This is a genomic window from Halomonas sabkhae, from assembly GCF_030409265.1.
Classification (GTDB): Bacteria; Pseudomonadota; Gammaproteobacteria; order Pseudomonadales; family Halomonadaceae; genus Halomonas; species Halomonas halmophila.
This window is the reverse complement of record NZ_JAUFPM010000004.1, coordinates 152,363-177,220: the sequence shown is the minus strand read 5'-3', so window position 1 is coordinate 177,220 and position 24,858 is coordinate 152,363. Positions and strand designations below refer to the sequence as shown.

General features: G+C 63.9%; 30 protein-coding genes. All 30 read right to left on the bottom strand.

Annotated elements, in window-relative coordinates:
• Window positions 1-1,449 (bottom strand): hypothetical protein, encoded by a 1,449-nt coding sequence (locus QWY79_RS03660; RefSeq protein WP_290270015.1) that lies wholly within the window; start codon window positions 1,447-1,449, stop codon window positions 1-3.
• Window positions 1,446-7,379 (bottom strand): DUF4214 domain-containing protein, encoded by a 5,934-nt coding sequence (locus tag QWY79_RS03655; RefSeq protein WP_290270014.1) that lies wholly within the window; start codon window positions 7,377-7,379, stop codon window positions 1,446-1,448. Before QWY79_RS03655 ends, QWY79_RS03660 begins: the two co-directional genes overlap by 4 nt.
• Before the next feature lie 4 nt (window positions 7,380-7,383).
• A complete protein-coding gene (locus QWY79_RS03650; protein ID WP_290270010.1) occupies window positions 7,384-7,710 on the bottom strand; it encodes a DUF1799 domain-containing protein in 327 nt (108 codons plus the stop codon).
• A gap of 20 nt (window positions 7,711-7,730) precedes the next feature.
• Window positions 7,731-8,054, bottom strand: coding sequence for a hypothetical protein (locus QWY79_RS03645; protein ID WP_290270009.1), 324 nt, complete (start codon window positions 8,052-8,054; stop codon window positions 7,731-7,733).
• Window positions 8,055-8,064: 10 nt separating this feature from the next.
• Window positions 8,065-8,991: a phage tail tube protein gene (locus tag QWY79_RS03640; protein ID WP_290270072.1), complete on the bottom strand. Its 927-nt coding sequence runs from the start codon at window positions 8,989-8,991 to the stop codon at window positions 8,065-8,067.
• Between the two features lie 2 nt (window positions 8,992-8,993).
• Window positions 8,994-9,416, bottom strand: a complete 423-nt coding sequence (locus QWY79_RS03635) for a phage tail terminator protein (protein WP_290270007.1) — start codon at window positions 9,414-9,416, stop codon at window positions 8,994-8,996.
• Window positions 9,416-9,667: a hypothetical protein gene (locus QWY79_RS03630; RefSeq protein WP_290270005.1), complete on the bottom strand. Its 252-nt coding sequence runs from the start codon at window positions 9,665-9,667 to the stop codon at window positions 9,416-9,418. The genes QWY79_RS03635 and QWY79_RS03630 overlap by 1 nt, the downstream gene beginning before the upstream one ends.
• Before the next feature lie 11 nt (window positions 9,668-9,678).
• Window positions 9,679-10,083: a gp436 family protein gene (locus QWY79_RS03625; RefSeq protein WP_290270002.1), complete on the bottom strand. Its 405-nt coding sequence runs from the start codon at window positions 10,081-10,083 to the stop codon at window positions 9,679-9,681.
• 1 nt (window position 10,084) lies between these two features.
• On the bottom strand, window positions 10,085-10,360 hold the full coding sequence (locus tag QWY79_RS03620; protein WP_290270000.1) for an HI1506-related protein: 276 nt from the start codon (window positions 10,358-10,360) through the stop codon (window positions 10,085-10,087).
• A 12-nt stretch (window positions 10,361-10,372) separates the two neighbouring features.
• Window positions 10,373-11,275, bottom strand: coding sequence for a Mu-like prophage major head subunit gpT family protein (locus QWY79_RS03615; protein WP_290269998.1), 903 nt, complete (start codon window positions 11,273-11,275; stop codon window positions 10,373-10,375).
• Window positions 11,276-11,287: 12 nt separating this feature from the next.
• Window positions 11,288-11,704: a hypothetical protein gene (locus tag QWY79_RS03610; RefSeq protein WP_290269995.1), complete on the bottom strand. Its 417-nt coding sequence runs from the start codon at window positions 11,702-11,704 to the stop codon at window positions 11,288-11,290.
• A gap of 15 nt (window positions 11,705-11,719) precedes the next feature.
• Window positions 11,720-12,850: a phage protease gene (locus QWY79_RS03605; RefSeq protein WP_290269994.1), complete on the bottom strand. Its 1,131-nt coding sequence runs from the start codon at window positions 12,848-12,850 to the stop codon at window positions 11,720-11,722.
• 62 nt (window positions 12,851-12,912) lie between these two features.
• The gene (locus QWY79_RS03600; RefSeq protein WP_290269992.1) at window positions 12,913-13,446 is read right to left on the bottom strand and encodes a hypothetical protein; all 534 of its coding nucleotides are present in this window, start codon (window positions 13,444-13,446) and stop codon (window positions 12,913-12,915) included.
• Window positions 13,443-14,432, bottom strand: coding sequence for a hypothetical protein (locus QWY79_RS03595; protein ID WP_290269990.1), 990 nt, complete (start codon window positions 14,430-14,432; stop codon window positions 13,443-13,445). The genes QWY79_RS03600 and QWY79_RS03595 overlap by 4 nt, the downstream gene beginning before the upstream one ends.
• Window positions 14,433-14,593: 161 nt before the next feature.
• Window positions 14,594-15,037, bottom strand: a complete 444-nt coding sequence (locus tag QWY79_RS03590; protein ID WP_290269988.1) for a phage virion morphogenesis protein — start codon at window positions 15,035-15,037, stop codon at window positions 14,594-14,596.
• A gap of 161 nt (window positions 15,038-15,198) precedes the next feature.
• Complete coding sequence (locus QWY79_RS03585; protein WP_290269986.1) at window positions 15,199-16,356, bottom strand: phage head morphogenesis protein; 1,158 nt, start codon at window positions 16,354-16,356, stop codon at window positions 15,199-15,201.
• On the bottom strand, window positions 16,343-17,974 hold the full coding sequence (locus QWY79_RS03580) for a DUF935 domain-containing protein (protein ID WP_290269984.1): 1,632 nt from the start codon (window positions 17,972-17,974) through the stop codon (window positions 16,343-16,345). Before QWY79_RS03580 ends, QWY79_RS03585 begins: the two co-directional genes overlap by 14 nt.
• Window positions 17,968-19,485, bottom strand: a complete 1,518-nt coding sequence (locus QWY79_RS03575) for a hypothetical protein (RefSeq protein ID WP_290269982.1) — start codon at window positions 19,483-19,485, stop codon at window positions 17,968-17,970. The genes QWY79_RS03580 and QWY79_RS03575 overlap by 7 nt, the downstream gene beginning before the upstream one ends.
• Window positions 19,485-20,033 carry a DUF3486 family protein gene (locus tag QWY79_RS03570; RefSeq protein WP_290269980.1) on the bottom strand — a complete coding sequence of 183 codons (549 nt, stop codon included), beginning with the start codon at window positions 20,031-20,033 and terminating at the stop codon, window positions 19,485-19,487. Before QWY79_RS03570 ends, QWY79_RS03575 begins: the two co-directional genes overlap by 1 nt.
• 11 nt (window positions 20,034-20,044) lie before the next feature.
• Window positions 20,045-20,347: a VpaChn25_0724 family phage protein gene (locus tag QWY79_RS03565; protein ID WP_290269978.1), complete on the bottom strand. Its 303-nt coding sequence runs from the start codon at window positions 20,345-20,347 to the stop codon at window positions 20,045-20,047.
• Entirely contained in the window at window positions 20,344-20,694 is a 351-nt protein-coding gene (locus QWY79_RS03560; RefSeq protein ID WP_290269976.1) for a DUF2730 family protein, read from the bottom strand. The genes QWY79_RS03565 and QWY79_RS03560 overlap by 4 nt, the downstream gene beginning before the upstream one ends.
• Entirely contained in the window at window positions 20,691-21,320 is a 630-nt protein-coding gene (locus tag QWY79_RS03555) for a 3TM-type holin (protein ID WP_290269974.1), read from the bottom strand. Before QWY79_RS03555 ends, QWY79_RS03560 begins: the two co-directional genes overlap by 4 nt.
• 3 nt (window positions 21,321-21,323) lie before the next feature.
• Window positions 21,324-21,677 (bottom strand): D-Ala-D-Ala carboxypeptidase family metallohydrolase, encoded by a 354-nt coding sequence (locus QWY79_RS03550; protein ID WP_290269972.1) that lies wholly within the window; start codon window positions 21,675-21,677, stop codon window positions 21,324-21,326.
• 2 nt (window positions 21,678-21,679) lie between these two features.
• Entirely contained in the window at window positions 21,680-22,204 is a 525-nt protein-coding gene (locus QWY79_RS03545) for a hypothetical protein (RefSeq protein WP_290269970.1), read from the bottom strand.
• Between the two features lie 161 nt (window positions 22,205-22,365).
• Window positions 22,366-22,974 carry a type VI secretion system-associated protein TagO gene (locus QWY79_RS03540; protein ID WP_290269968.1) on the bottom strand — a complete coding sequence of 203 codons (609 nt, stop codon included), beginning with the start codon at window positions 22,972-22,974 and terminating at the stop codon, window positions 22,366-22,368.
• A gap of 104 nt (window positions 22,975-23,078) precedes the next feature.
• Window positions 23,079-23,414, bottom strand: coding sequence for a hypothetical protein (locus QWY79_RS03535; RefSeq protein ID WP_290269966.1), 336 nt, complete (start codon window positions 23,412-23,414; stop codon window positions 23,079-23,081).
• 23 nt (window positions 23,415-23,437) lie between these two features.
• The gene (locus tag QWY79_RS03530) at window positions 23,438-23,842 is read right to left on the bottom strand and encodes a Mor transcription activator family protein (RefSeq protein WP_290269963.1); all 405 of its coding nucleotides are present in this window, start codon (window positions 23,840-23,842) and stop codon (window positions 23,438-23,440) included.
• Window positions 23,835-24,254 carry a gp16 family protein gene (locus QWY79_RS03525; protein ID WP_290269960.1) on the bottom strand — a complete coding sequence of 140 codons (420 nt, stop codon included), beginning with the start codon at window positions 24,252-24,254 and terminating at the stop codon, window positions 23,835-23,837. Before QWY79_RS03525 ends, QWY79_RS03530 begins: the two co-directional genes overlap by 8 nt.
• Window positions 24,251-24,451, bottom strand: a complete 201-nt coding sequence (locus QWY79_RS03520) for a hypothetical protein (protein ID WP_290269958.1) — start codon at window positions 24,449-24,451, stop codon at window positions 24,251-24,253. The genes QWY79_RS03525 and QWY79_RS03520 overlap by 4 nt, the downstream gene beginning before the upstream one ends.
• The gene (locus QWY79_RS03515) at window positions 24,451-24,858 is read right to left on the bottom strand and encodes a hypothetical protein (protein WP_290269955.1); all 408 of its coding nucleotides are present in this window, start codon (window positions 24,856-24,858) and stop codon (window positions 24,451-24,453) included. The genes QWY79_RS03520 and QWY79_RS03515 overlap by 1 nt, the downstream gene beginning before the upstream one ends.

The following is a 24,858-nucleotide window of genomic DNA, read 5'->3' as shown; positions in this document are numbered from 1 at the left end:
TCACCCCCATAGATTGATGTTGAGTTCGCCGGTAATGGCGTCGATCCGGTACCCGGTGACCAGCATCACCCGACCATCGGCGTAGCCGTAGCGCGGCGTCTCGATCTCGATCCATTCCCCCACGGACAGCGACTGCAGCACGCTGACGCGCGCCGTCACTGTCACCACGTCGCGCCTAACGCCGAGCAGCTCGACCAGGTCATCGGCGATAGCTTGGGCGTGGCTGCGGGAGCCGAGCACACTGTCGATGGTGATCTCGTCCGCAAGAGGGTGACGGTCTGCTGTGGCCTGGCGCGTCGCCGACACAGGACGCGTCGTTCGTGCTAGCCGTGAGCGACGGGACTCCGGAACGTTGCCATTCAGGTCGGTCTGGGTCGTCTCGATGCGATCGGTATTCAGGGTCACCTTGCGGATCGGCAAACCGTTAGGCCCCGCACCATTCGCACTACGTTTGGCATCAATGATCTCGTAGTCATGCAGCGTCATGAGCGGCGTGCCGGGCGCCGTGATGCGGCGTATACGCAGCTCACCGGAAGCCACGGCGCTGATGTAGCCGCCGACGGATACCGCGATGCGGTCGAGCAGGTCGAGGGTGTTCGTGGCATCGGTAACGTAGAGGCGCACCGGGCCGGCCTGGTTGAGCGCGGTAACGTCGCCAGCCGCGATCGTCCAGCCGCGATCGGCCGCCAACTCAGCCGCAACATCGCCGGCGAGCGGCTGACTGGTGGTGGCATCAACGGTGACGGCGCCGCCCGCAGATAAGCCCAGGCGTACATAGCCCTGGTAGCTACGATATTTTCCTTCCGCCGGTGCGGTGGACTGCAGCTCGCTCAGCGAAGCGTAATCACCCTCGTCTTCCAACTCGCTACCCTGGTCGTAAACGGCTTGAACCTGGCAATCGCTGCGTGATGAGACCTGATAGATGAGCCTCGCGGTGTTGACCAGGTCCGGGGTGGCGTTGCGGGCTTGGCCGAATAGCAACGGCTTGGGCGACCCGCCAATATCGTCGTCGGCCCCCTCCAGGCCGTCCGGCAGGCTATTGTCGCCTGCGTAGACTTCATGCGGGTGGGACGTCTTCAGCGGTTCCAGCGGCTCGCGCAGTTTGATCGAAACCAGTCCCGGCTCGAAGGACAGCCGCGACACCGTGCCGGCCAACACCGTCTGCAATGTGCCGTCATGGCGCCGCAACATCATCTGCCGGCCATCCACGGCGTAGTCGGCCAATCCGTCAAGGGCGCCGTCCGCGTTGATCAGCGTGGTCTCGCCGTGGCCGCTGCGCCCCTGGTCCAGCAGCTCGCCGGCGTAGAGCCCCGCCTCGTACAGGCCCGGCTGCTCGATGCGAGGGTCATAGAAGGCATCGTCCGGGGCGTCATAGCGCCCCAGCGAATAGCGCAGCGTGGCCGGCTGGTCTTGCGCATCCAGAGCATCAATATCGATCAACCAGGTCATGTGCGCGCGTCCTCCAGTCGTTTATCCGCCGCCAACCGCGACAGCATCTTGTTACCTCGTTCAGTCGCGCGCTCGACGCGCCGGAAGCCTTCGCCACGCTGGGCCTGATCGCTCTGCGCATAGCGCCGCAGTTCCTCGAGCAGCCGCGTCATTTCGCGGTGCAGGGCGTTGGCCTCGCGCAGCAGCGCGTCGTCGCGGGACCCGCGTTGCAGAGACGATGGCGGCATGGGGGCAGCAGGTGCCGATGTGGGCGGTGCAGGCATGGGCGTGCCGCCTCTGTTGAGTGCCTCGAGCATGTCGCGCACGCCTGGCTGGCGGACAACTTCGCTGCGCACCACAAACTCATTGGCGTGCACGACCCCGGCTTCATCGTACTTGCCGCCAGGGCCGGTCCAGCCGCCGCGTGCAAAGCCCTGGACACCCCGGTTCTTCCACTCGTTCTTCCAGACACCGGCGATCGCGCGGATGCCACCCTGGTTGTGTGCGTTCGCAATCGTGATGGGCAGCCCAACCCCGGAGCCCCGGAACTCGCCACGGAATTGCTTGGCCGTGTGATAACCGATCGAACGGATCGCCGAGACGTCCTGATGGCGAGACATCGATACGCGCAGACCCCAGCTGGGGCTCCCGGCACGCTCGAAGAACTCACGCACTTTCCGCGTGTTGACTTCGATGCTACCGAGGGCCTTCATTTCTGCTGGCTTGAAGGCCACATTAGCGAGCACTTCGAGACGCTTGGTCCCTTCAGCGGCATTGATGACGGCCCACTCATCCTGGGAGAGATCCAGCCCGCCGCTGACGCGTAGCCGCCGGACGATGTTCTCTGCGTTCGCATCGAGCAGCTTGCGTTCACGACGGCTCAACTGCCCATCTCGCAGATAGGCCCGCATTGATGTCGTAAACTGATTACCGGACTCGAGCGCCAGTTTTCGGACGTTGCGATTGAACCCGCGCGCCATTACGCCATCGACGACGGTCGTGTAGGCATTGCCGGCGCTGAACACCAACTCACGAACCGAGGACGACACACCGCCGTTGAGAGCTGCATTCACGGCGACGCTGTAGTCATTACCCGAGCGCAGCGCCAAACGCCGGTTGTCAGCGCTCAAATCACTCTTGAGGATGTTCTGCACGTGCACGGCATATCGATTGGCCGATGACAGGGCCATGCGCCGATCGCCCGCACTGAGATCCTTTCGAACGGCCAGATCCAGCCAGGTCTGATAGGTATTGCCGTTATTCAGCGCGAGGCGCCGGTTATCGCGTGAGATGTTGCTGCGAACCGCCAGATCCAGCCACGCCCGGTATTCGTTGCCGGCTGATAGGGCCAAACGACGATTATCGGCACTGATGTCGGCGCTCAACGTCAGTGCAATGCTGGCCGCGTAATCGTTGCCGCGCTGTAGTGCCAGGCGCCGCGTGCCTGGGGCTAGATCCTTCTCCAGCACGTTGCTGACATACACCGCATAGTCATTGGCGGATTGCAGGGCCAGCTTCCGGTTATCCGGCGAGAGCTCATCGCTGCGTACGGCGAGATCCAGCCAAGTCTGGTAGTCGTTGGTCGAACCCAGGGCCAGCCGGCGATTGCCGGCGGTGAGGTCTTCCCGAACCACCAGGTCCAGCCAGGTCACATAGGAGTTGCTGGCTTCCAGCGCAAGTCGGCGATGATCAGGGTCGAGCTCGTTGCTGCCGACCAGGTAGTCGATCGTCGCGCTCAACTGATGAGCACGGGTCTGCAGGATGTTGCGCAGGTCCGCAGGCAGCCCCTGGGCATTGGCAGCAAACTCAATCAGGCTGCCAATGCGGTAGCGAGTGTCAAAGATGGCGCTCTCGATCTCGCGTGGCAGATCCTCGGTGATGGCCGAGCGGAACTCCTGGGCCAGAAATTCCTCGGCACTCAGCCGCTCCGGCAGCTCGGCGAGTTCCGACTTGATGCCATCCACGACCGATGCCGTCTCACCGCCGCTGCCGCTCCAGCCCTTTTGCGCCTCAATGAAACGGTCAGCGTATTGCGTGATCGATCCGAGAGCGTCGCGGTCGCCGGAGCGCGCTGCTGCAAGCTGCTCGCGATACGCCTCAGACGCGGCCGCCAACTGGTCTCCGGGTGAGGCCAGCCCGCGATCCGTGGACTCCATCTGATCGATCCAGCTATGAATCGTCGTCGCAAAGCCAGCCAGCTCTTCCTCGGCATCACGCAGCGCCTTGGCGCGCTCTTCCGCTTTTTGCTTCGCTTCGTCTTCCGCGTCGGCCGCGTCCTGGAGGGCCCACATCCGCTCTTTCAGCGGCCGCAGGCTCTCATCCATCGATGCCAGCTCATGTTCGCGCTCGCGCCGCAATGCCTCTTCCTCACGGCCTTGCAGCCGGAGGATCTCGATATTCATCCGGGCGCGTTGATCGGCGAGGCGTGATGCATCGGCCTGGTCGTTGATCGAGTCTGCAGCGCCGTTCGCGGCGACAGAAGCGGCTTCTGACGACGAGCGGATCTCATTCAGTGCGTCGCTGACCGTCATCGAGCCGGATTCAATGGCCTCCACGTAGTGGTTCAGCCCGGCCTCGTCCGGGTCTCGCTTGAGCACATCGTTATAGATGGATGTCACGACGTCTTTGACACTGCCGGCAACTTGGGCGAACGCAGGGGCCAGCTGCAGTAGCTGCGCGTAGGCCTCCTGGCCAGCCTGGGTATTCAGCTTCTGAGCTTCCACCAGCTGCCGATACTGGGCCTTTGTTGTGGGAATCTCATCAGTGATACCGCGCAGCGCTTCATAGACGTCGCTATAGCTGTTGGCGGCTTTCTCGACATCAGATGTGTATGTCTGGAAGAACTGCGACTGAAGCTGCTGAAGGCTCTTCGACCCTCCGACCATTTCGGCAATGTTGCCTGCTGCCACCAACGCATTATCCGCCGTCGCGTTGAACTGCAGGTTGAGCTGCTCTGTCGCGTTACTAATGACGCTGAATCCGCCGACCATGTTTTCCATCTTGGCCGCGAACTCTTCTGTAGGCAGTTCGGTGATTTCGTCGTTGAATGACCGACCGACGGTTTCGAGCGCTGCCAGCGCCCTTTCCTTGAGCGCAAAGTCGATGACCTCGCCCGCGTTGCTGGAACTTATCTCCATCGACTGGACAGCATCGCGCATGCCTTCCAGCTCACCCTCGCTACTGGCCATCGTGGCCACGAGGTTATCCATCTCAACCGAGGCGGCCGTGAGCTCTTCAGCCCAATCCTTATCCCCAGTTCCTGCTCGCTGCAGCCGCTTAGTGCCAACGTCCCTGAAGCCCGTAAAACCGAGTGCACTTTGGCCGTGGAAGCGGGCATTGTCTTGATGCTCAAAAACACCGTCTTTTCCTGCCCCCTCCGAGCGTTCCAGGGTCTCCGTAGTGCCAAACCGGCCTTCAAACGGTGTATATGAGCCAAACAGGGTATCTGCCGCGCCTCCCAGGAACCCACCGATAGCTGATCCAATATATGTCCCGATAACCGGAACGACTGAACCAACGTAGGCACCCACGGCAGTACCTGCCATCTGCCCGTAGTTTGAGTTCGCCTGCTTGTCAGTGAATGCTCCGGCAACTTCGCCACCAGCCCAGCCGCCTGCCATACCAGCCCCGGCTGTCGCCAATCCACTCGCAGCACTAGACGCCATGCTGCCAGCGCTGGATGCAAAACCGCCGGCCCCTGAGCTTGCCGCGCCGGATGCCGAGCCAGCCCAACCGCCGCCATAGCCGCCCGTAGCCACTTGCGAGCCGAACCCCGAGCCGTACCCTACGGCGGCGGTACCTGATGCACCAACAGCCCCTGCACCTGCACCAAACAGCTGGTTGTATCCCCATTTTCCGGCCTTCGCCAGAGTTCCCATGTCCATGCCACCACCGGAACCGCTGAGCATGCCGCCACTCTGCGCCCCCTGGCCACCCCCAATATTTGCGCCGATCGAGGCGGTTATCCGGCGGGTAGTGTATTGATGGATCACCTCGGCGAGGGTGTTAATCGCGAGCCGCTTGAAGGAGCCGAAGGCATCTTCAGAGCCGTCCAGGAAGGAGCGCCACATATCCACGGTCGCGTCGTCCATGCGTTCCAGTCGACGTTCCCAGGTCGTGGCCATGGCGTCGCTTTCATCATCGACGGTATTCGCGGCGTCTTTGGCACCGTCGCCGGCGCTGGAGAAGCGCTCGGCGGCCTTGTCCCAAAGCTTTAGGTACTCATCAAGCGACAGGGCGCCACTGGCCAGCCCCTGGTCGAGCAGTGGGGTAGATTCGGCGAGCCGCTGAGATGCGGCGTAGGCAGGGTCGAGCTGTTCGCGCAGGGACTCCAGGTCGGAGGTGAAGGTGTCGGCGGACTCGGCGGCTGAGGAGGTCGCATCAGCGTTTTGCTGCGTAGATTCGGCAGTTTCAAACAACCAGTCATCCAGGGTCTTGAGAACGGCCGCGCCCTCACGGTCAGCATTGGTTAGCGCTTCCCTACGCTGCCGGTTCTCCTCAATCGCTTGTTGAAGATCAACCTGGCGCTCCCACAGGCCTGCCAATGCGTCGTGCTGTTCGGCAATTGCCGCCCTGACACTCTCTGCAACCCCTTTGTTCGAATCGGCGTAAAAGCGCTCCCTGGCCTCAAGTTCCACAAGTTGCGCCATGGCTTCTTGGGCTTGGAGAGACACTTCCTCAAGAGAAAGCGTCAACGCCTCATAGCTACTATTTAGCGCGGCCTCGCCGCCACTGCGGATTGCCTGGGAGTTGGCGTTCAGCGCCCGAGTCGCACCCTGAGCCGCTTTATCAACGAGCCCGAGCTCCTCTCGGAAGATGTACAGCAGCCCACCAGCACCAACGAGGAGGCCCAGCGGCCCGCCTACCAGGGCCAGCGCCCCAGCGGCGGCCCGCGAGGCACCCGCCATGGTCATCTGTGCGGCAGCGGCACCGCGTGAGACACCAGCCATGCGTGCCAGGGCAGCTTGATATGCCACGGCTTGCTGGGTCGCGGCGATCTTGGCCGCCGTTGCCGTGGCCAGCGCCCCCGCATAGCGGCCGGCCAGCAGCACGGCGAGGGTCGAGGCCACATCCGTGATGTCCTCGAGGACGGCTTCCGCGCCGCCGGCACGCTCGATCCAGTCGGTGAAATCCTCCACGGTGCTGGCGAGCCCCGGGCCGAGCTCCGCTGTCAGCTGGTTGACCAGGCCGTTGATGGAGCCCTCGAGCTGGAGCATGGCGCGGTTGGCTTGCACGGCGCTATCGATCGCGCCGTCATCCATGGCCACGCCCAGGGCGCGGGCCTCGGCGGTGTATTCGCGCAGCCCGGCGGCGTTGTTCTCCAGGAGCGGCTGCAGGCGCACGGCCTCGTCTGCCAAGCTCTCCAGGAAGAAGGTGCGCTCCGAGGCCGTCAGGCCATCCAGGGCCTCGCCGATCTTGAGTAGTTGCTGATCCGGTGAGCGCTGGACCAGCTTGTCGATGTTGAGCCCCATCTGCTCGACGAGGTCGACGGCCTCGCCGGCACCGGTGCGCGCGAAATCCCCCAGCTTGTCGCTGGTGTCCTTGAAGATATCGCCCATCTTGTCGGCGCCCAGGCCGACCTGCTCACCGGCGTACTGCCAGGCTTGCAGCTTGCCGGTGCTGACATCCAGCGCCTCTGCAAGAGAGTGCGTATCGGCGATGACTCGCGCCTGGTTGCGAATACTGCCAGCGGCAAAGGCACCGGCCAGCGCCGTCCCTACGCCCAGCAGCGTCGAGCGCACGGCCTGCCCCACGCCGTTCATCTCGCGCAGGTGGCCACTAACGGTCTCGGCACTCTCGCCGGTGCGGTCCATCGCCGCCGAGGCACGCTGGCCCTGGCGATCGCTCATGTCACCGAACTGGCGCACCTCGCTCTGGGCATTATCCAGCGCGCCGGTGAGGCGGCGGCCATCACCGGTGAGCGTTACCTTGAGTTTGAGATCATCAGCCACGCTGCTAGTCCTTCATTGCCCGCAGGGCACCGATTTCGAGAAGCCGAATCTGCTTGAGGCGTGCTTCCTGGGTGTCGAAATCCAGCCGCGCATAACGCGGATGGCCATACACGGCGGGGTAACTCAGACCTCGACACCGGTCACGGTCGCCATCGCCGGTGTCGTACACCCACTGGGTGGCCAGCTCCAGAAACAGCTCCAGGGCCTCCCAGTTTTCCGGTAGCACCGGTACTGCCGTGTCCTCGGCCGAGGGAGCGATGCCATCGGCCGCTCGAATACCGAGCTCTGCCAGGTCATCGGCCACCCGGCTGGGCGCCCGGGTCTGCGACACCCAGGCGCTCCCCAGCTCGATCAGCTCCTGGGACGGTTCTTTTTTACGATCGACTCCTGGTAGGCGGCCTGGGTCGCCGTGGACAGCGCCGGGTCGTTCTTGACCGCCTCAACCAGCGCCTCGCCCGCCAGCGGCGCGCCATCCGGACCGGGGATCTCGATCTCGCTGACGCCGGTCAGCACGACCTCGAGCAGCGAGGTGTCCTCCGGCAGCTCCTTGGCTTCATCATGCGGCAGCACCTTGAAGCGAGCCTTGAACTTGCCGGTGCACTCCTTGCCATCCTCGTCGTAGATGGTGGCGTTGACGGGATACTGGTAGGTGCGCTGGGTGTTGACCTTGAACATGACGTTCTCCTTATTTGAGGACGATGGTGACTTCGTCGTCACCGTCGACGGGTTGCGGGGCGTAGTTCATGCTGAGCATCTGCACCCCGTCGCCATCGGCGTAGCTGGGGCTTTCAATGCCGATCGAGGGCATGTTGAACTCGATGATCGAACCGGCCTCCTTGCCGTGCACCAGCTTGAGGGCGCCGGTCTCGGCGTTCTGCGACTTCTCGAAGAAGTTGACGGTCTCCACGCCCGGGTCGTCGATCGTGAAGGATCCGCTGGGCGAGCGGCCGGTGATGGCGATGTCATTGGCACCGACCACCTTGCGCTGCTTCACGTCCCCGGCCTGGTCGAAGCTGAACTCGCTGAACGGGCTCGCCGCACCGAACACCTGGAGCACCTCGGTGTTGGCCGTGTTGATGGCCAAGCCATCGACCCAGTTGGTCAGGTCCACGGTCGGCAGCTCGGCCTTGGTGACCGGGCTGATCAAGGCATACAGCGTGACCTTCAGCACCGGCATGCTCTCGGCGTTGAGGGTGAACTGAGCGGAGCCGTGCGCGCCCCGGCCCTTGTGCAGGGTGCCGTCGACGTGGGCGAAGAACACACCGCTGTCCTCGTCGCTGCTGACCATGGAGTAGGTGACGGAAACGCCTTCCTCGATGACCTCGCTCCAGCCGCAGCTGCGCAGCACCTTGCCCCAGGCCGGCGCCGTGCCGACCGTGCCGGAAGGCGAGAGCTCGAACTCGATCTCGGCCTGGACGTGTTTCTCGCCCGGCGCCTTTGGTGAGTTGCCGTAGTAAGGGCGAATGAAGTTGCGTTCGATGTCGCTGCCGGAGAGCGGCGTCACTGTGATGCTGCGCATCAGCAGTGCATCCGTGGCAGCTTCGGGGGTCGTCGAGCCATCGTTGTACTGGCTCTCCAGGGCGAACAGCATCGCCCGGCGATTGGTTCTCATGCTCACGGTGTGGTCCTCCACCAATAGTCGGTCGACAGCACATCGACCCAGAAAAGCGCATGGTCGGCGAGCGCGAGCAGCTGCCCACCATTCCAGTGAATCTCGATCTCGCCGCCGGGTGGCAGCCAACCGATCAGTGCGCCCAGGGCCGGCTCACGCAGCGCTGTCAGCATGTCGGCGCCCTCAGGCAGCGCGGCATGACCATGGCGCGGTACCGCCGATACCAGCATCACCTCGCCAGTCACACGATGCCGCGTGCCGCCCACCTGTGGCTGTTGGCGCACTCGGTCGCGGCCTGCCACCAGCTGCAGCGACGGTAGCGCCTTGGCCTTCTTGGCGCTGTCGACCGTCGCCGCCAGGCTGACCGGAGTTCCCGCGTCCATTACGCTGGCCACGCGATCCTTCCAGGGCGCCAGATCCAGCATCAGTCGTCGGCCTCGGCTGACGGCGTATCGGGCAACCGCTCGACCACCAGCCCGGGGCCCCGCGTCAGCGCCTTGTAGGCACTGCCGCGTTCATCCACCACCAGCGCTTTCGGCTCGCCGGTGATGATCACCCCGGCCACCTGGCGGCGCTGGCCCGGCTGCCGCGTCTTGACGTTCACGCGGACCTGCCTGCGCGGTGGCGGCGTGTCTTGCTTAGCGGGCGCCTTGCCCCCCGTTTGCTTGCGCGTCATGGGATCTCTCCTCAGAATCCACCGCCCGGCATGATCGGCGGCTTGCTGTCGAATTGCGCGGTGGCCTCCGGTGTGGTCGGCTCGTTCTTGCTGCCGAGCATGACCTCACCTCGGGCAACATCGCGCAGGAAGCGGATGGCGTGCTGGTAGCGCGCCACTACCACCTCTGTGGCGTGCTCGTCATACAGCCGGTAGCGGGCAATGTCGGCCGCATGGGCCGTCACGATCGACGGCACCGGGTCGAGCGGCGTGGTGTAGCCCGCCGCCACCAGCCGGGCATCGATCTCGCCGGCGGCATCGGCACAGGCACGCGCGACGGTGTCGGCATCGATGCCACCCTGGCCGTCCGGCGCCAACGCCTTGAGCTCCGTCTCACCGAAGCGGGTCGCCAGTTGCTGCTGATCGATGTAGGGCATGTCAGGCCTCGCTCTCGCTGTCCGCTTCGGCCGGCAGCGTGCAGTCCTTCACCTCCAGGGCAGGGTCGTCACGCAGCTGTGCGACCTGCGCCTCGCTCAGCGCCGAGAGCGCGATGCCAAATCCCTCGCGAGTAAAGCGATGCCCGGCTCGGCGCCGGCTCTTGATGCCGCGCCGGGTGCGCACGAATACCGCCGGGATTTCCTCGGCATCGGCCGGAGCTTTCTGGCTGCCAGCCTTGGAGGGCGCCTTGCGAGCCGTGGTTTTCTGCGTCGCCATGAGCGCCTCCTATCAGGCTGCGGCCAGCCAGGGGTTGAGGATGAGCTGCGAGGTGCCGGCCCATTCGTTGGTGGCGCCGCCGGCGGTCAACTCGTTCTGCAGCACCTTGCGGGCAGGGCCTTCGAGACCGTTGGGCACCATGGTGTGCGAGTGGCGCAGGGCCAGCGGCCGGCCGTAGTCACCGGAGATCTCCTGCAGGCGCTTGCGTGCGGCCTCGTAGTTCTCCGCCGTGAACGGCTGGTTGCTGCGGACCACCAACTGCCACAGGCCGGGGCCGGCATTGGCGCGCGCATCCACACCGAACAGGAAGCGGTCGCGCAGGAAGACCTCGGCATCGGTCAGGTTGGTGATCGAGCGGAAGTCATAGTCACGCCGCTTCTGGAACACGAGCGGTTTGATGACGCGCGTCAGGTCCATCACGTACCAGCTCGGTTCCGAGCCACCCATGTCGTTACTGACCGAGACTTCCTTGCCGGCCTTGTCGAGCACCGGGTGATCGGCATCGAACAGCGGCTGGCCGTCATAACAGGTCGGGTTGGCCTCCAGGATCTCGACGGCGAGCTCATTGGGGTGCTCGCGGGAGCTACGCCCGAACTCCTCCATCACCGGGGCATAGAGGCCGTAAGTGTCGTCCTCGATGTTGTCGCGGGGCACGCCCTCGGTCAGCTCGAACTTGCGGTTCTTGATGGTGAAGTCGCCGCCCTCCAGGGAATGGATGACGCGATCGCCGATCCACTCGCGCAGACGCGGCAGGCTTTTCAGGAAGGGGTAAACCTCGACGGCGGTGGTCGACGGCACGGTGGTGCAGAACTGCTCGTACAGCGCGCCTTGCTCGCCCAGCGAGGTGAAGCCCTGCTGGAAGTTGGCCTTGTAGGCCTTGAACAGCGCCTGCAGATTGGCGGAATTGAGATCCATGAGGGACTCCTATCAAACAGTGGGATCGAGGCGGACCCAGACACCCAGGTCATCGACGCCGTCGACGAAGCCGGCGGCCGACCGGGTGCCGCTGCCATCGGTGGCCGCGACGGTCTGGTCATCGACCAGGTAGCAGGGCGAGCCGATCTGGGTCTGGGCGATCGGGTCGCTTTCGTCGTTGGCCAGCCGGAAACAGCCGCGCTCGATCTCGGCGAGACGCTCGCCGTCACCGCCGGCGGTGTTATCCAGCTCAAAGGTGAAAGCGCCCAGAGCGACCAGCCCCGTGGCGGTCGTGGCCGGCTCCGCAAAGCCGCTGGCATTCATCACGGCGACGGTGCCCGCATGGCAATGCACGCCTGCCGCGACGGGGTGCCCGCGATGGTGGCCGCCCCTGACGGGGGTGTTACGGTTCGTGGTTGCAGCAACCATGGCGATCAGCCTCCTTTACTGAGCATCGGCCGGGTTGGCCTTGCGGTATTCCTCGGGCGACAGGCCCATGGAGCGACACACCGCCAGCTCCGCATCACTGAGCTGGCCCTGGCTGGGCGCGTCCTGCGGCGCCTTTCCCTGTGTTTGCGTGGTCTTGAGCGCGGCAATGCTGGGGGCGTCTTCCAGGTGCGCCTTGCAGGCCGCCAGGCCCTGGCCCTTCAGCCACTCGGCGGTGGCCTGGCCGGCAATGCGGCCATCCTTCAGCCCCTCGTCGATCAGCCGGTTCAACTCGGCGGACTCGCCACCAGCCTTCAGCGCAGCCACCTGCTGCTGGGCCTCGTCATATACGGCCCTGGGCACGTACTGGCTCATGTCCGGTGCCGTGGGCTGGCTGGACTTCAGCGCCGCCACGGCATCTTCCGGTGTTGCATCGTCTTTGGCATCGAGCGCCTGGCGCAGCGCCTTGGCGTCATCCGCCCGGGCCTTCAGTGCTGCCAGCTCGCCTTCGATCTGCTCGTCCGTGGCGTCGGCCGCGAGGCTCAGCGCCTTGATCAGCTGTTCACGTTTCACGGTGGATTCCTCTTGCTCGGTGGTGGTCGACGCCCGCCGGGCGGCCGCCAGCACGGCGTCGCCATCGCTGATAGCGGGGTTGTTGGTCAGGGACAGGTGCAACAGATCCAGCACGGCGCCGGTCTCGGCGTCGTACGGGAACACGGGGGAGAGGTAGCGGTACTCCGGAGGCTCGCCCTCCGGACCCGGCGTGACCGACTCTTTCGCGGCAGCGGTCCACTGGATGCGGCCGAAGAGGCCATCGGCTCGCCACTCGAGCGAGGCCGGAGCGATCCAGCCGGCCGCCGGGGCCGGCTGACCATTGGTCTCGCTGAGCAGCGTTTGATGCTCGTAGTCGACGACGATGTCGGTGTTGCGGTTGGCGGCCAGCTCGATGATGCGCCGGGCCTGGCTTTCATCGAGACGCCAGGGGCCACCGCCTCGCATCGATCCGCGAGGGGCATCGAACTGGCCGGCGGGGATCAGCCGCGTCTTGTCGTCGCCGGGAGTGACGGCCAGGGCACACACCGCCACCGGATGTTCCGGGCGGGATGCCGACAGGGCGGCCAGGGCTGAGGTGGTGCGTAAAATGATCATGCCCGCATATTGGCGGGCATGAGAGGAAGGCTGGATTTAAAGCGTTTTAGGAGTTTTCGGGGTTAGCGTTCTTTCGAGTCGCCACTTGGTGAGCTCGAGGACTTTCCAGTTTCTGCGTCCCGGCGTTGTCGTATTTGCTCCTCAAGTGCGGTGATGTGCTTGCGGCTCAACACCCCCGGCAGCTGAAAAGAATGCAGCAACCCCATGCTGACGAAAAACAAGAGTGCATGTTCTGCCGCTTGCTGAGCGGCTGATGGCCAAGAGCCTGACACGCTGGCACAGAAAGCAAAGACCAAGACCATCAGATAGATATAAAAGGTGATCTTGTGGCGTAGCATCTCGCGCTTGATTTGACGAAGGTAGAAGGTGTCCTGTTTCCAGTTTCTCCCCCTCATCACACGGTCGTTGGCGACAATCGCCATCACCGCTATGAGAAAACCCGTCAGCATCGAAAATACGCTAACCACAACGATGATGGCGTTGTCGCTACAGTGGTACCAAGGTTGGAAAAACCAAGCCACAGCGAGAGACAGCAGCAGGCTGGCCATCTCAATGGCCACCTTCTTCCTGCTGACCCGCTGCTTTACTGTGCTCATCGCTGCCATGCTCCTCTGTGCCTAAGTTCATGGTGGAAAATCTTCAATTCGTCCCATACCTCGAACGCGTCCAGATCATTCTGCTGTTCTTTGCGGCGAAGTCGGACCTTTTTCTTCAATATTACATCTCCAGTGCGAATGGTATTGCCAGCGCGGGTCGTGATGACCACCTCGGAGTCGTCAGGGATCTCATCGACCATGTCGAGTCCAGCTTCATCAAGCGACGTCAGTACCGCTGGTACAGCGTATGTGCCACCCTTCGGCATAATCGTCGTGGTGACATTGATGTCGGCCCAATGCCTAGCCAGAACTTCTTGCTCTTGCTCGTCCTCGACTTCCTCAGCCAGATAGTCCTGGCATCGCTGCCGGAATCGCCTGAAATACTCGGTGAACCCGGCCGGATCTTGTCCTTCTAGCTCCTGGGTAGCAGCGTACATCGTGCCCTTTATGGCAATTTCTTTGACCCCTTCCCGCTCTAAGGTCTGACGCTTCTCCTGATTCGAAGCAGGTTGCAACTCGAATGCGGCGACAGCAGGGTCAAGGTTGGCGCGATTGAAGAGGCCTCGCAGGTACTTTTCCGCAGAGGCGTAGCCGCGCATGGCACCATCTGTGCAGACCAGCAACTCCTGTCCCTCAATGAGCACGAAAGCATCAGCCAGCTTGAAAGCTCTATCTTCTGGCGGATCCTCCGGCAAGTCATCGTCATGGTCTGCCACCACGTCAGTGCCAAAGGTACCCATACGCTCACCAGGTGCGCCGGCACCGATAGCCAACAGCAGAGGCCGTTCAGGATCTGCGCAATCGGGATGGCGCTGCCTGATACCGACTACTCCTAAGTTACTAAGGCCCACCTTGGTGTCTCCTACGCTTGGTAGACGTCGTAGACTTTCTCTGACCAAGTCGGCAAAGGCCTCGGAAGGCGCCTGGTTTTCGTTGTATACGGCACGCAGGTAATGGAGCGTCTTGTAGGCTGGGCGTCTTGGCATGGGATATTCCCTATCGCATAAAGTGGAACAATGAGATACCAATAAGCCTAACTTCTCACTCAATCCCCCTGCCAGAAGAAATCTAACGCGGGTCTAACCCGCCTAGCTGGCCTGGCCCGCCCCATCGTAGCCACCCAGCCCTATAAACGCCTCACAGCGGCTCACAGGCGGCCGGCCAGGTAGTCGCCCAGGATCGACAGGATCTCGTCCTGGTCGTCCTCCGCGACACCCAGAAAAGGGCGGCCGGGGATGTCGCCCCACAGGTGCGGGAACTCGGATTGCTCGCCACCGTAGTGCTGCATGGCGGCGTAGATCATCGAGCTACCCCATTCCAGCGAGTCGTCGCTCGCCTCATAGCTGATCTGGCGCGCGAGCTGGTTCGAAGCGCCCTCCAGGATGCGCTCGTGGCCCTTGCGCTCGACGGTGACCGGCGAGAGCGGCGCCCAGGGCGTCCCGTCCGGAGCCTCCTTGTCGCGGAAGCGCTCGTGAGTACTGGCCACCATCGCCTCGCCGATGACCTTCATGGCCGGATGCAGCGCCTTGCTGCGCGCCTGCATATCACCGAGGGCGTGGAGCACCTGGTCGTCGTCGATGCTGATGGCCATGCGGACTCCTTGACTTGATTGCGGATCGAGATCGGCTCAAACTGAAGGGGCCTGTCATCGGTATGGCTACCGACCCCTTTGCCGCCCGGCATTGATGAGGGTTAGCGTGGGTGCCTCCCATGCGGCAGGCTTTTCCCTCTTCACTCCCTCCGCTATCTGCTCTATCGCAGGCGCGTCGCGTCCGGCGGCGGCTGATCCGTCTTGCTACGAAACAACGACAGGAAGTAGTGCTTCTTGCCATCCTGGGTACGCTTGAGCGCCGCCCGATAGGTCACATCGTCAACCGTGAGGTAGATCAACCGGCCATCCTCACCATCGCGTCGGTAGACCGCGCCTCGATCCAGCAGCTCCTGAACACGACGGTAGTCGGCCAGCCTGATCTCGGGGTGCCGTTCAATATGCGCCGCCAGACTAACTTGAGAGAGGAGTACCGTGGCCGCTTCCGCGCCCAGGAGCTCGCGTTCCATCGGTGGCACCACGGCCACCGGAAACTCACCCTCAACGCCCCCATTGAAGAAACGGGCAAACAGGTCGCTGTCGACCAGTTGGGCGACATTTTCCCGGGCCACGTTGGCATCGATGCTGTCCAGCCGATTGAGCCGCGCCTGGACGGCGGTCTCTGCCGCGCTCTTGCCCGGAGCATAGTCCCAGCCCGGTTGCACGCCCTTTGGCACTTCGGTCACTTCACCGGTGGCGTCATTGACGTGCTCTACCATCTCACTGCCTGGCGCCGCATCCGGACCGTCCCGGCCGCTGCGCTCCAGCTGACGCCGACTCATGGTTTCCACGCCGCAGTTGCAGCCCCAGCCGTTGGGCGGGTAATGGCGCTCGAACCAGGGATCGCCGGCAGGCAGCACCAGATTGTCCCAGCGACGATGCTGAACGCGCGGGTTCTCGACCGTGTTGTGCACGTAGCGCCAGAACGGCCGGGCGCGCATCACGTCCGGGTCGGTCATCTGCGCCCAACGCCCGGCCATGTAGCTGGTATCCATGTTGGTCTTGTAGATGACCCGTGTGCGCCAGGCCCGGCCGGCCTTGGTGTCCTCGCCGGTCCAGCCAGTCCAGCCTCGCTTGGCGACGATCTCACGGAATTGCTGACGGAACTCGCCGAGGCTCTGGCCATTGGTGATGGCGTCATCCACGGCACCGCGCAGGTCGGCCACCAGGTCGGCCTTGGTGGCACCGGCCACGACGAAGGCGCGGTCGTGTTGATCCCGGGCGAGGTCATCCCAGCGCTCGGTGGGCAGGTTCAGCTTCTGGCGGAAGAAATCAACCTGCTCATCGAACGATCGGCGGAAGGTGGCGTTAATCGGCGCCATCGCTCACCTCGTCGTCCACGGTGGAGCGGCCAGCCAACTCGGCGGCCGTGAAGGCCTGGCTCATGATCTCCGTCAGCTGGGCATCATCCAGATCGCCATAGCGCTCGAGGAGCTGTTCCTGGAAGTCCTCGAGGCTCTCGGCATCTTCGAGCAGCGCCTGGATCTGATCGACCCAGCCTTCGATGACGGGCTGCGCCTGCTCGGATAGCTGACCCAGAGTGGCATCGCGGTAGTATTCGGGCTGGGCCGGCGTCGCCTCCGCCGGAGCTTCGCGCAGCGCGGCCAGGCCTGGCGGGCGGGCCGTGGCCTTGAGCATCGCCGGGCCCTGTTGAGGTGGCGCACGGGACGTCAGCACCTCGTCGTTGTCGCTGGCCACCGGGATGCCGGTCTTCTCATGCAGCCACCAGCGCGGTATCTGCGCGCCCATGTCGACAAAGGTCGGCAGGGTATCGGCCAGGTGCTTGAAGTCCTCGCGTTCGCCGGTGTCGAGGTAGAAGCGCGGCGCCCGCCGGCGCTGCTCGATGCCGAAGTTCATCGCTGCCATGGGCCAGAGCACGCAGCGCTGCAGGGTGCCGGCGTACTGGCGCACGTCAGAGCGGATCAGGCTCATCTGGCCACGCTCATGCACATTGCCCAGGGCATTGGTGTTGGTGCCTTCGCCGGTTCCGCTGGTCAGCGTGCCGCCGAGGATCGCCTTGGCCTTGGACTGCTCGCACCACTCCATCATGGTCTTGTAGAGGTCGGCGCTGGTGCCCTTGCCGGAGGCCTCCTGGAAGTCCACCGACATGCCTTCGGGAATGATGCCGCGCGCATCCTTGCCCAGGCTGACCACGGCGCGCAGCAGGGTCGCCTTCTCTTTATCGGTTGCATTCCGGGGGAACTTGCCCACCACACTGGGCAGACCGTACACCTCGAGCAGCTCGGCCAGGTCGCCCAGGGCGTAGTTCTGGAACAGGTACGGCCAGGCCAGCATGCGATGCAGCCCCATGCGAGCCACATAGCCCGCCTTGGCGCGATGACGGTGCTGAATCCAGCCCAGCGGCCAGAGTTCGGCACCGGTGGCCGAGGCATCGCGCAGGGTAATGACGTTCTGGTCATGTGGGTGCAGGCGGAACCAGCTATGTGGCCGCAGGATCGGCTGCTCGATCAAGCGCATCGCGCCGTCGCGGGCCCACGGCAACTCCAGGTTGGCCCAGCCATGGCCGATACCGGTACCGAGATCCAGGATCAGGTCCTCGACCTCGAGGCCGGCGAACACCTCGGCGGCTTGGTCGGCGGCGCGCTTCTCCTGGGCGCTGGGGTTTTCCGGCGGCACGATCTGCCACTCGAGCTCCGCCGCGAGCTGGCGGCGCTTGCCCAGATCGGCTCCGATCTGTGCATCCTTCTCTTCCATGTCGTCGAATAGCTCGGCCTGGGCCTTCAAGTGGCCTTGCTCGGCGTCCTCGAGGATCTGGTAGAGGCGTTGAGGCGTCAGCCCCTTGCTGGGGTGTTCGGCGAATTCGCGCTTTAATTGGCCCACCCGGGCGCCGCCGGCACTGTCATCGTCGGTCTGCTGTTCGGCCAGGGCCTGGTGGCCACCGCCGAACAGCCGGTTGATCACTCCCTTGAGGGCTACCATGCGCCACCTCCCAGCTCCCCGAATCCGCCGATGTCGTCGCTCATGTCATCACCATCCAGAGGCGTGCCGACATGCGGCACGCGAATAAAGTCGATCTCGGTGGCATCCGTCAGGCTGGCACTGTGTGCCAACGCCAGTGCAATGGCGGCATCACCGTGACGCGCCTGGCCATCGCCGGTCTTGCCGTCCGGCAGCTTGGGGATGCCCTTGATGACCTGCAGGGCCCGCAGGTCGTCTGCAACATCGCGGTCACGCGGCACCTCGATGCCGGCATCCTCGAAGGCTGCCTTGAAGGGCGGCATGTTCTCCAGGTACCACCCCTGGGAGAGCATCACGGCGCTGATGCGCCCGGCGCCATAACGGTCGACGGCCTGCTCGGCCAGGTACTGCCCATTGCCTCGCGCATCCAGGGCCCCGGCCTGCAGGCGCGGCAGGCGGTCCACCACGTAGAACAGCACCTGCTCCTGTTGCTTGAAGGGCACGTTGCGCAGCTCGACCAGGAACGGCACCCGGCGCATCAGCTGCATGGTGAGCGCCATCGGCGCGATCACCGTCAGGTCGCCGCTGCGCCCGAAGTCCTCACCGAAGACGTGGGCGTGCAGGGGGTTGAGCCGCTCTAAAAGCGGAAGCAGCTCACGCTGGCACCAGTCTTCCATTTCCATGGCGCGCTGCGGCTCCGGCAGGGCGTTGAACTCGCTGGAGCCCTCGAAGTGCACCACGGGCGTGTCGATCATCCGCGACTCGATCAAGGCTCGCGACAGGTAAGCCCCGCCGCCCGCCTTGGGCACGCAGTAATACTCCTCCAGGGCGTCCTCGCGGGTGGCCGTGTCGGCCAGCAGGTTGCGCTTCCAGCCATCCTCGGCGACCTGGCTCCAGGTCTCGCCACGCACCTGGCAGATGCGCTGATAAAGCCCCTGCTCACAGGCGTCATCTAGGGTGATGCGATGCACGCTGTAGCGCTTCTTGCCGGCACGGCTGTCCTGGATCAGCTCATTGAAGAGGTTATCGACGCCGTTATGGGTGCTGATCAAGCGCACCCGGGCGCCCCACATGGTCAACGCCAGGGCCGCCTTGAGCACCTCGGCCAACTGCTCATGGAAGGCCGCCTCATCGATGGTGACATTGCCCTGGCGCCCCCGCAGGTTGCTGGGCCTTGAGCTGAGCGCCTGGATCTTGAAGCCGCTACTGAAGTGGATGTTGAAGGTGAGGATGTCCTTGTCTTCGTCCTCGAGGACCTCTTCCTGGATGGCCGAGGCGGCCCGATCGAACGCCTTGGCCCACATGGCGCAGGCGTCGATGAACTCGATGGCCATCTCCTTGTTGGAGCCCACATAGAAGTGGTTGGTGCCACCGGCCGCCTTGGCCGCGCTGGCACTCAATACGGCATCCGCCGCCTCGCCCCAGGTCAGGCCGGTGCGCCGGCTTTTCTCGGCGATCTTGAGGTCGGCGTCGTCCTCGATCCACGCCTTCTGGTAGGGCAGCAGGACGGACTCGGGCAGCGTTGCGGCCATCAGGCAATCCCCAGGATGTCGCGCTTGATGCTGTCGATGGCATCTTGCGTCATGCCCTGGTTGGCCAGAGCGCCTTCGGCGGCCTCCGCCGCTTCCTTGGCCACTTCCTGTCGCACCTCGGCGGCCCATTTCTTCTGTGAGAGCGAGACCCGGCCGATATCGGCCAGCGCCTTGGTCACGTTCGATAGGTGCTTGGCGGCCTTCTCGGGCTCGTGCTCGGCCTTGCGCATGGCGATGGTGATGCGCAGCAGCTGGTCCTGGACGATCCGCGCCGTGGCATCGATCAGCGCACCGGTCTCGTCCTCGGTCTCGCTGGCCATGGCGCGTGCCAGCTCGGTCGTCTTGCGCACATCGCCCATGGCCTCGTCGAACTCTTCCTGCAGGTCCTGGCCGTAGCGGTGCACGCTGGAGCGCGAGACGTTATAACCGCGCTCGGAGAGCCAGTCGGCTAACGCCGAATAGCCCTGAAAGCCGGTACTGACCAGCCGCTCATTGAGCTCGTCGCGGATCTCCGGCGGCAGGTCGTAGACCTTGTTACGCGGGGGCATGGCGGATCCTCTCAAACCAGGCCGGGGCGCGGGCGCGCCACGCCCGGCGCCTGAGCGGTGCCCTGGGCGACATCGGCGCCGCGTGCGGTCAGGGTGACGACCCAGCCGGCACGCGGCTGCTGGGTGATCACCAGTTGCTGCTCTTCCAGCCAGACCAGGTCGCCATGCAGCCGGTCTCGGCTCACATGGTGGGCATAGGCGCCCTGCAGCTCGTCATTCAGGGAGTACTCATTGGCGGTGTACTGATTGCGGCGCGATAGGATGCGCAGGATGCCGAGGCGGCGCCCCTCGGTTTCAAAGTCCTGGTAGCTCATCGTTGCTGTTTCTCCGTCAGCAGGTACTCGTGCAGCCGATTGAGCAGCGCGTTACTCGATTGCAACTGCGCTGCCATTTCGGCCACGCCTCGGTTCATGGTGGCCATCTCGGTGCGTAGCTGTTCGATCTCGCCATAGCCCGGGCGGTTGTCGAGGATCTGCTCCAGGCGGGCCACGTGCTTGCCGAGCTCGTCAATCCGCGAGTTGGCGTCGGCGATGGCCGCGCCCGTGGCGCGATGCTTGTTGCTCCACCAGACGTAGGCCGTCACACCCGCCAGAAACAGCCCCTGGAAGACATCCCAGAGCACCTTGATGGCAGGCCAATTCGTGGCTTCGGCTTCCATCATTCCCCCGTTTTACTGCCGCCGGCGATGCGTGTGGCGAGTGCATTCATGAAGCCTTTCGGCCGCTGCCCGGCGGCCACTTGCTTGTCCTTGGAACGCTCGCGGACGTTGATGCCAAGCACTGCCAGAGCGATACCCCAGAGCCCGAGCAGCGCGGACAGCACAGCCCCCAGGGCGCCAACGACACTCGCCAGCTCACCGGGAGTGCGAAACGCCACCACCCCGAGGATGACGGTGAAACCGGTCATCTGGATAAACCAGGCGGCCGCGGTGAGATAGCCATAGGTCGGCCGCCAGCGCCTCACGTAGGCGTCGTTACTGGCCGCCTCGGCCCGCATGGTGCGGTTGACCTGCCCAAGCCGCGCCGTTTGCGCCTCCAGGTTCATGCGCGTCAGCTCACGCTCGTGCTCACGCTCCACGGCGGCCAGTTTGTTGGCGGCCTCGGGGTTATGCTCCAGCTCCTGGACAATCGCATCGGGATTGGCATCGGTGCCCAGAGCCTTGGCGATCATGCCAACTGCCGCGCCGGTGGCCGGAGTGCCGATCAGCGAACCGAGGATCGGCGCCCCCTTCGAGACGGCGCTACTCAGCGCCTCGGTGTCGATATTGTCGAACAGGCCATCCAGCATGGCTCAGCCCTCCCAGCGCGCCGGGCCGTCCGAGCGCGTGTCGATGTGCGTGAAGTTGGCGTAGCGCCCCAGGCTGGTGGCCGGGAAGCGCTCGGCGACCCAGTCGAACACCAGCCCGGGGTCGACGCCCTGCACCTGGATATCCGCCGCGCGGCCCAGCCGGTGCTGGCTGCGCTCGGCACCGCCCACCTGGTGGTTGTAAGCCGGGCAGCGGCAACCGCTGGTCACCCTGACCGGCACACCGAAGTGCTCGCGCACGACCTCGAGGACCTCGAGGGTGTGCGTGTCCACGGTGTCGAAACCGCAACCACAGTTGCAGGCGAATTCATGACGATGGAAATGGGGTGAGATCTTCATGATCAGGCTCCCAGATGACGTTGAAGGCGGTTGGCCAGCCCGCGATAGTGGTGCAGGCGCTCGGTATCCCCGGCCAGGCGGGCCGCGCTCAAGCGCTCGGTCAGCACACCGGCCAGGTCGCACAGCAAGGCGGCCAGCTCGGGCTGGTGTTGCGGGTCGATCGGCTCGATGCCAGGCATGGAGGCGGGTTCGGGCTCCGGCCGCGTTTCGTCGGGGGCCGGCGTAGCGGGCGCAGCCGGTGGCGATTCTGGCGGTTTCGTGGATGCCGTGGCGGAGGTATGGTCGGCTCCGCGCTGGGCATGCTGGCCCGCCTCGGTCAGCATCACGCCATTGCCGCGCAGCGGGTCTGCCACATGCTGAATCAAGCCCTCGGCGTGCAACGTGATCAGCTCGGCATTGATGGCATCACGGTCCGCTGCCGTGCGGCAGTTGCAGGCGATTGGCACCAACTGAGGTGGCATCGGCCCGCGCCGCGCGCGGCTCTCTTCGGCAATGGCCGTTAGAATGGAGTGGCGTGCGGTGGCCATGGTCGCCTCACCTGAAAGTTGTCGGAATAACGCTTCGAGGCTTTCAGGCTAGGGGCTGGGGGAATAACACCGGGAATCAAGCGGTTTACGAAAATGCCCCGCCTGTCGCGGGGACAAGGCGGGGCATCAGGGAAGGAGTATTGCTCAGTCTAGCGGGCTGCCTACCAGTGACAGGCTTCTCGGAGAGGCTTGATCGCCTCTTCCAGCCCCGTGATGGGAAACTGAGTTGTGATGGGGGATTCGCTGTAAGGGGTTGCTCGAACGGTCAGCGTATCATGACCAAACATGCGCTTCACGACAGGGATTGAGCTACCACCATTCCAGAGCCCCAATGCCTGATTATCCGTCGACTCGTTCATGCGAACTCTACGGGCATCCTGGTCGTCAATACGCAGTGTGACTCGGCCATACTGCTGTAAGCTTGCCATATGATGACCACCAAACTGCAGGATCATGGACGTTGTGTTCTCGACGCAGCGTATCAGTAACAGTGCATCCCGCTCACGCCCCAGCCGACCGCGAATCGGCTCTTTAGAATATGTCCGCAGGTAGACAGACACTGAGTCGTCAATAGGCGATTTTTCTTTCGATACACTCCAGCTTGATTCCGTGCTAGTTGACTGGCTGGGCTGGTACTCAGCGTCATAGCAGGCCAGTCGGCTCTCGTCGTCCGAGATGTTGACGCAGTCTTCTGCTGCATTGGCTGTGCCGGCTGCCAGCCCCAAGACGATCCCCGCGAATATTCTCATAGTGCCCTCCAGTGATGACATGAAGCTTTTTACCAACCCTTACCGCTTTAGAACAGCTCAGGCTGTAGGTGCCCCTGGCCAGTTTGCGTTGTTTGGCGGGATTTCGACTGATTTGCCGCAGCACGTCACGATGCCGGGCGGCATTCCTCTTCCCAGGCTCTCTCGAAGCCCTCTCCCCACGAAGATTCGAGACGAACAAGGCCGCCTTCGTACTCGCTGATGAAGCGCTCAAATCCGGCGTAGGCTCCGAAGCCGTTCTTGCCATTAACCTGGCCGCATACGACGATGCTGCCGTGTGGCCCGAAGACATCCAGGCTTCTGAACTTTGCCGATTCAGGATCTCGCAGCTTCTCCGCAACGGCGTTTTTCGCTATACGCTTCTGATTCCAGTCATTGATGTCACAGCCGGCAATAGCCAGGCTCATGGTGGCCACCACCGTGGCCGTAACAATGTGCTTCATATCAGTTCCCTTCTGTTTTGGTTTTAGAACAGCCCTGGCTGCAGGCGATCCCGGGCCAGTTTGCGTTGTTCAGCGAGAATTGAATAAATCTGCGCTTCGGTCAATTTGGTCCAGGCGGCGAGCTCTGACACATTGGAGCCATCGAAACGCTCCCAGATCTCCCGGTCACGCAGGGCTCGTTCGAGCTGCTGTCCCTGGGGCACGTACAGGCTGCGCCCGCCACCGTAGTGGGCCAGGGCGCGTACGGCGCGAAAGGCGCGATCCCGCGCGGTGTCGTCGTCATCGCCGGCACGCCGCAGCGCTGCATGGATCACCGTCAGCATGTCCGACAGGCCCTGTGGCCACTTGCGCAGGATCTCGGGATCCTGCATGCGCGCCAAGGCGTCGTCGGGGATGTCGAAACCGAGATCGAGGTTATCGTCAGACATCGTCGGGGTACCTTCCTTGTCGCTTGGCGTCGATGATCATGGCCTGCATCAGCCGTTGCAGCTGGTCATCGTCGAGCCAGTCGACGCGCTCGACATGAAACATGTGCTTCGCCATGCCGTCGGCATACGCCCAGGAGCGCTCGGCATGCGCCAACATCGCCTCGATCTTGGCCATGATACGAGCTCGCCCCTTGGGCGGCCGGGGCGCCTTACGGCCTGCCTTCTTCGCCGGCTTGGGCTGCCACCCCAGGCGCTGGAATTCATGCAGCACCGCGCCGACATTGCGATTCGTGAGCTGTTTGGCACTGCTCACGCCAGCGGTGCGAGCGAGGATCGCGCGGTAGTCTTCATCGCTGAGACCAAGCTGGCTCTTGGCGATATGGATCTGGGCGAGCTTGCCACGGGATATCATGGGCGGGCTCCTTGTGCCGCCGGCCGGCGCTGCTTCTTGGCGATCACCGACGGCAGCTGCTCATAGCAGGCCTTACACGGTTGGCGGCTCTTGCCGCGGCTTTGGTAGTAGAACTCGGCATCGTCGGGCCACCAGTCGCCGCATTTGCTGCAGCAGCGCTCGGGACCCAGATCGGTGAATCGGATCCACTTGCTCATCACACCACCTCGTCCCGGGGCAGCAGATCGAGATCGGGAAAGCGCTTCTTGAGGTGGCTGATCAGCGTGCGGGGGCTGTTCCAGTAGGGGCTGACGGCCGCGGTGCGCAGCGCCGTCATCTCGTCGGCTTTGCGCTTGCCGAACACCTTGCGCAGTTCTTTGTATTGCTTGAGCGGCCAGGCGCGCGATCGCATGGGCCGATAGAAGCGCCCCTCGGGATGCTTCGGCTCGCCCTGGTCGTCCACCATGCTCCAAGCGCCCTTGATCCAGCCGTCGACGCCTACTTGAATCACCAGCTTCTCGCCGTCGAGGCGCTTCTGCAGGATCACCTCATGCCCTTCGGCCCGCAGCCTGGCGCAGCCGAATATACCGCCTAGTTGCTGCTCGAGCTCTTTCCACTTGTCCAC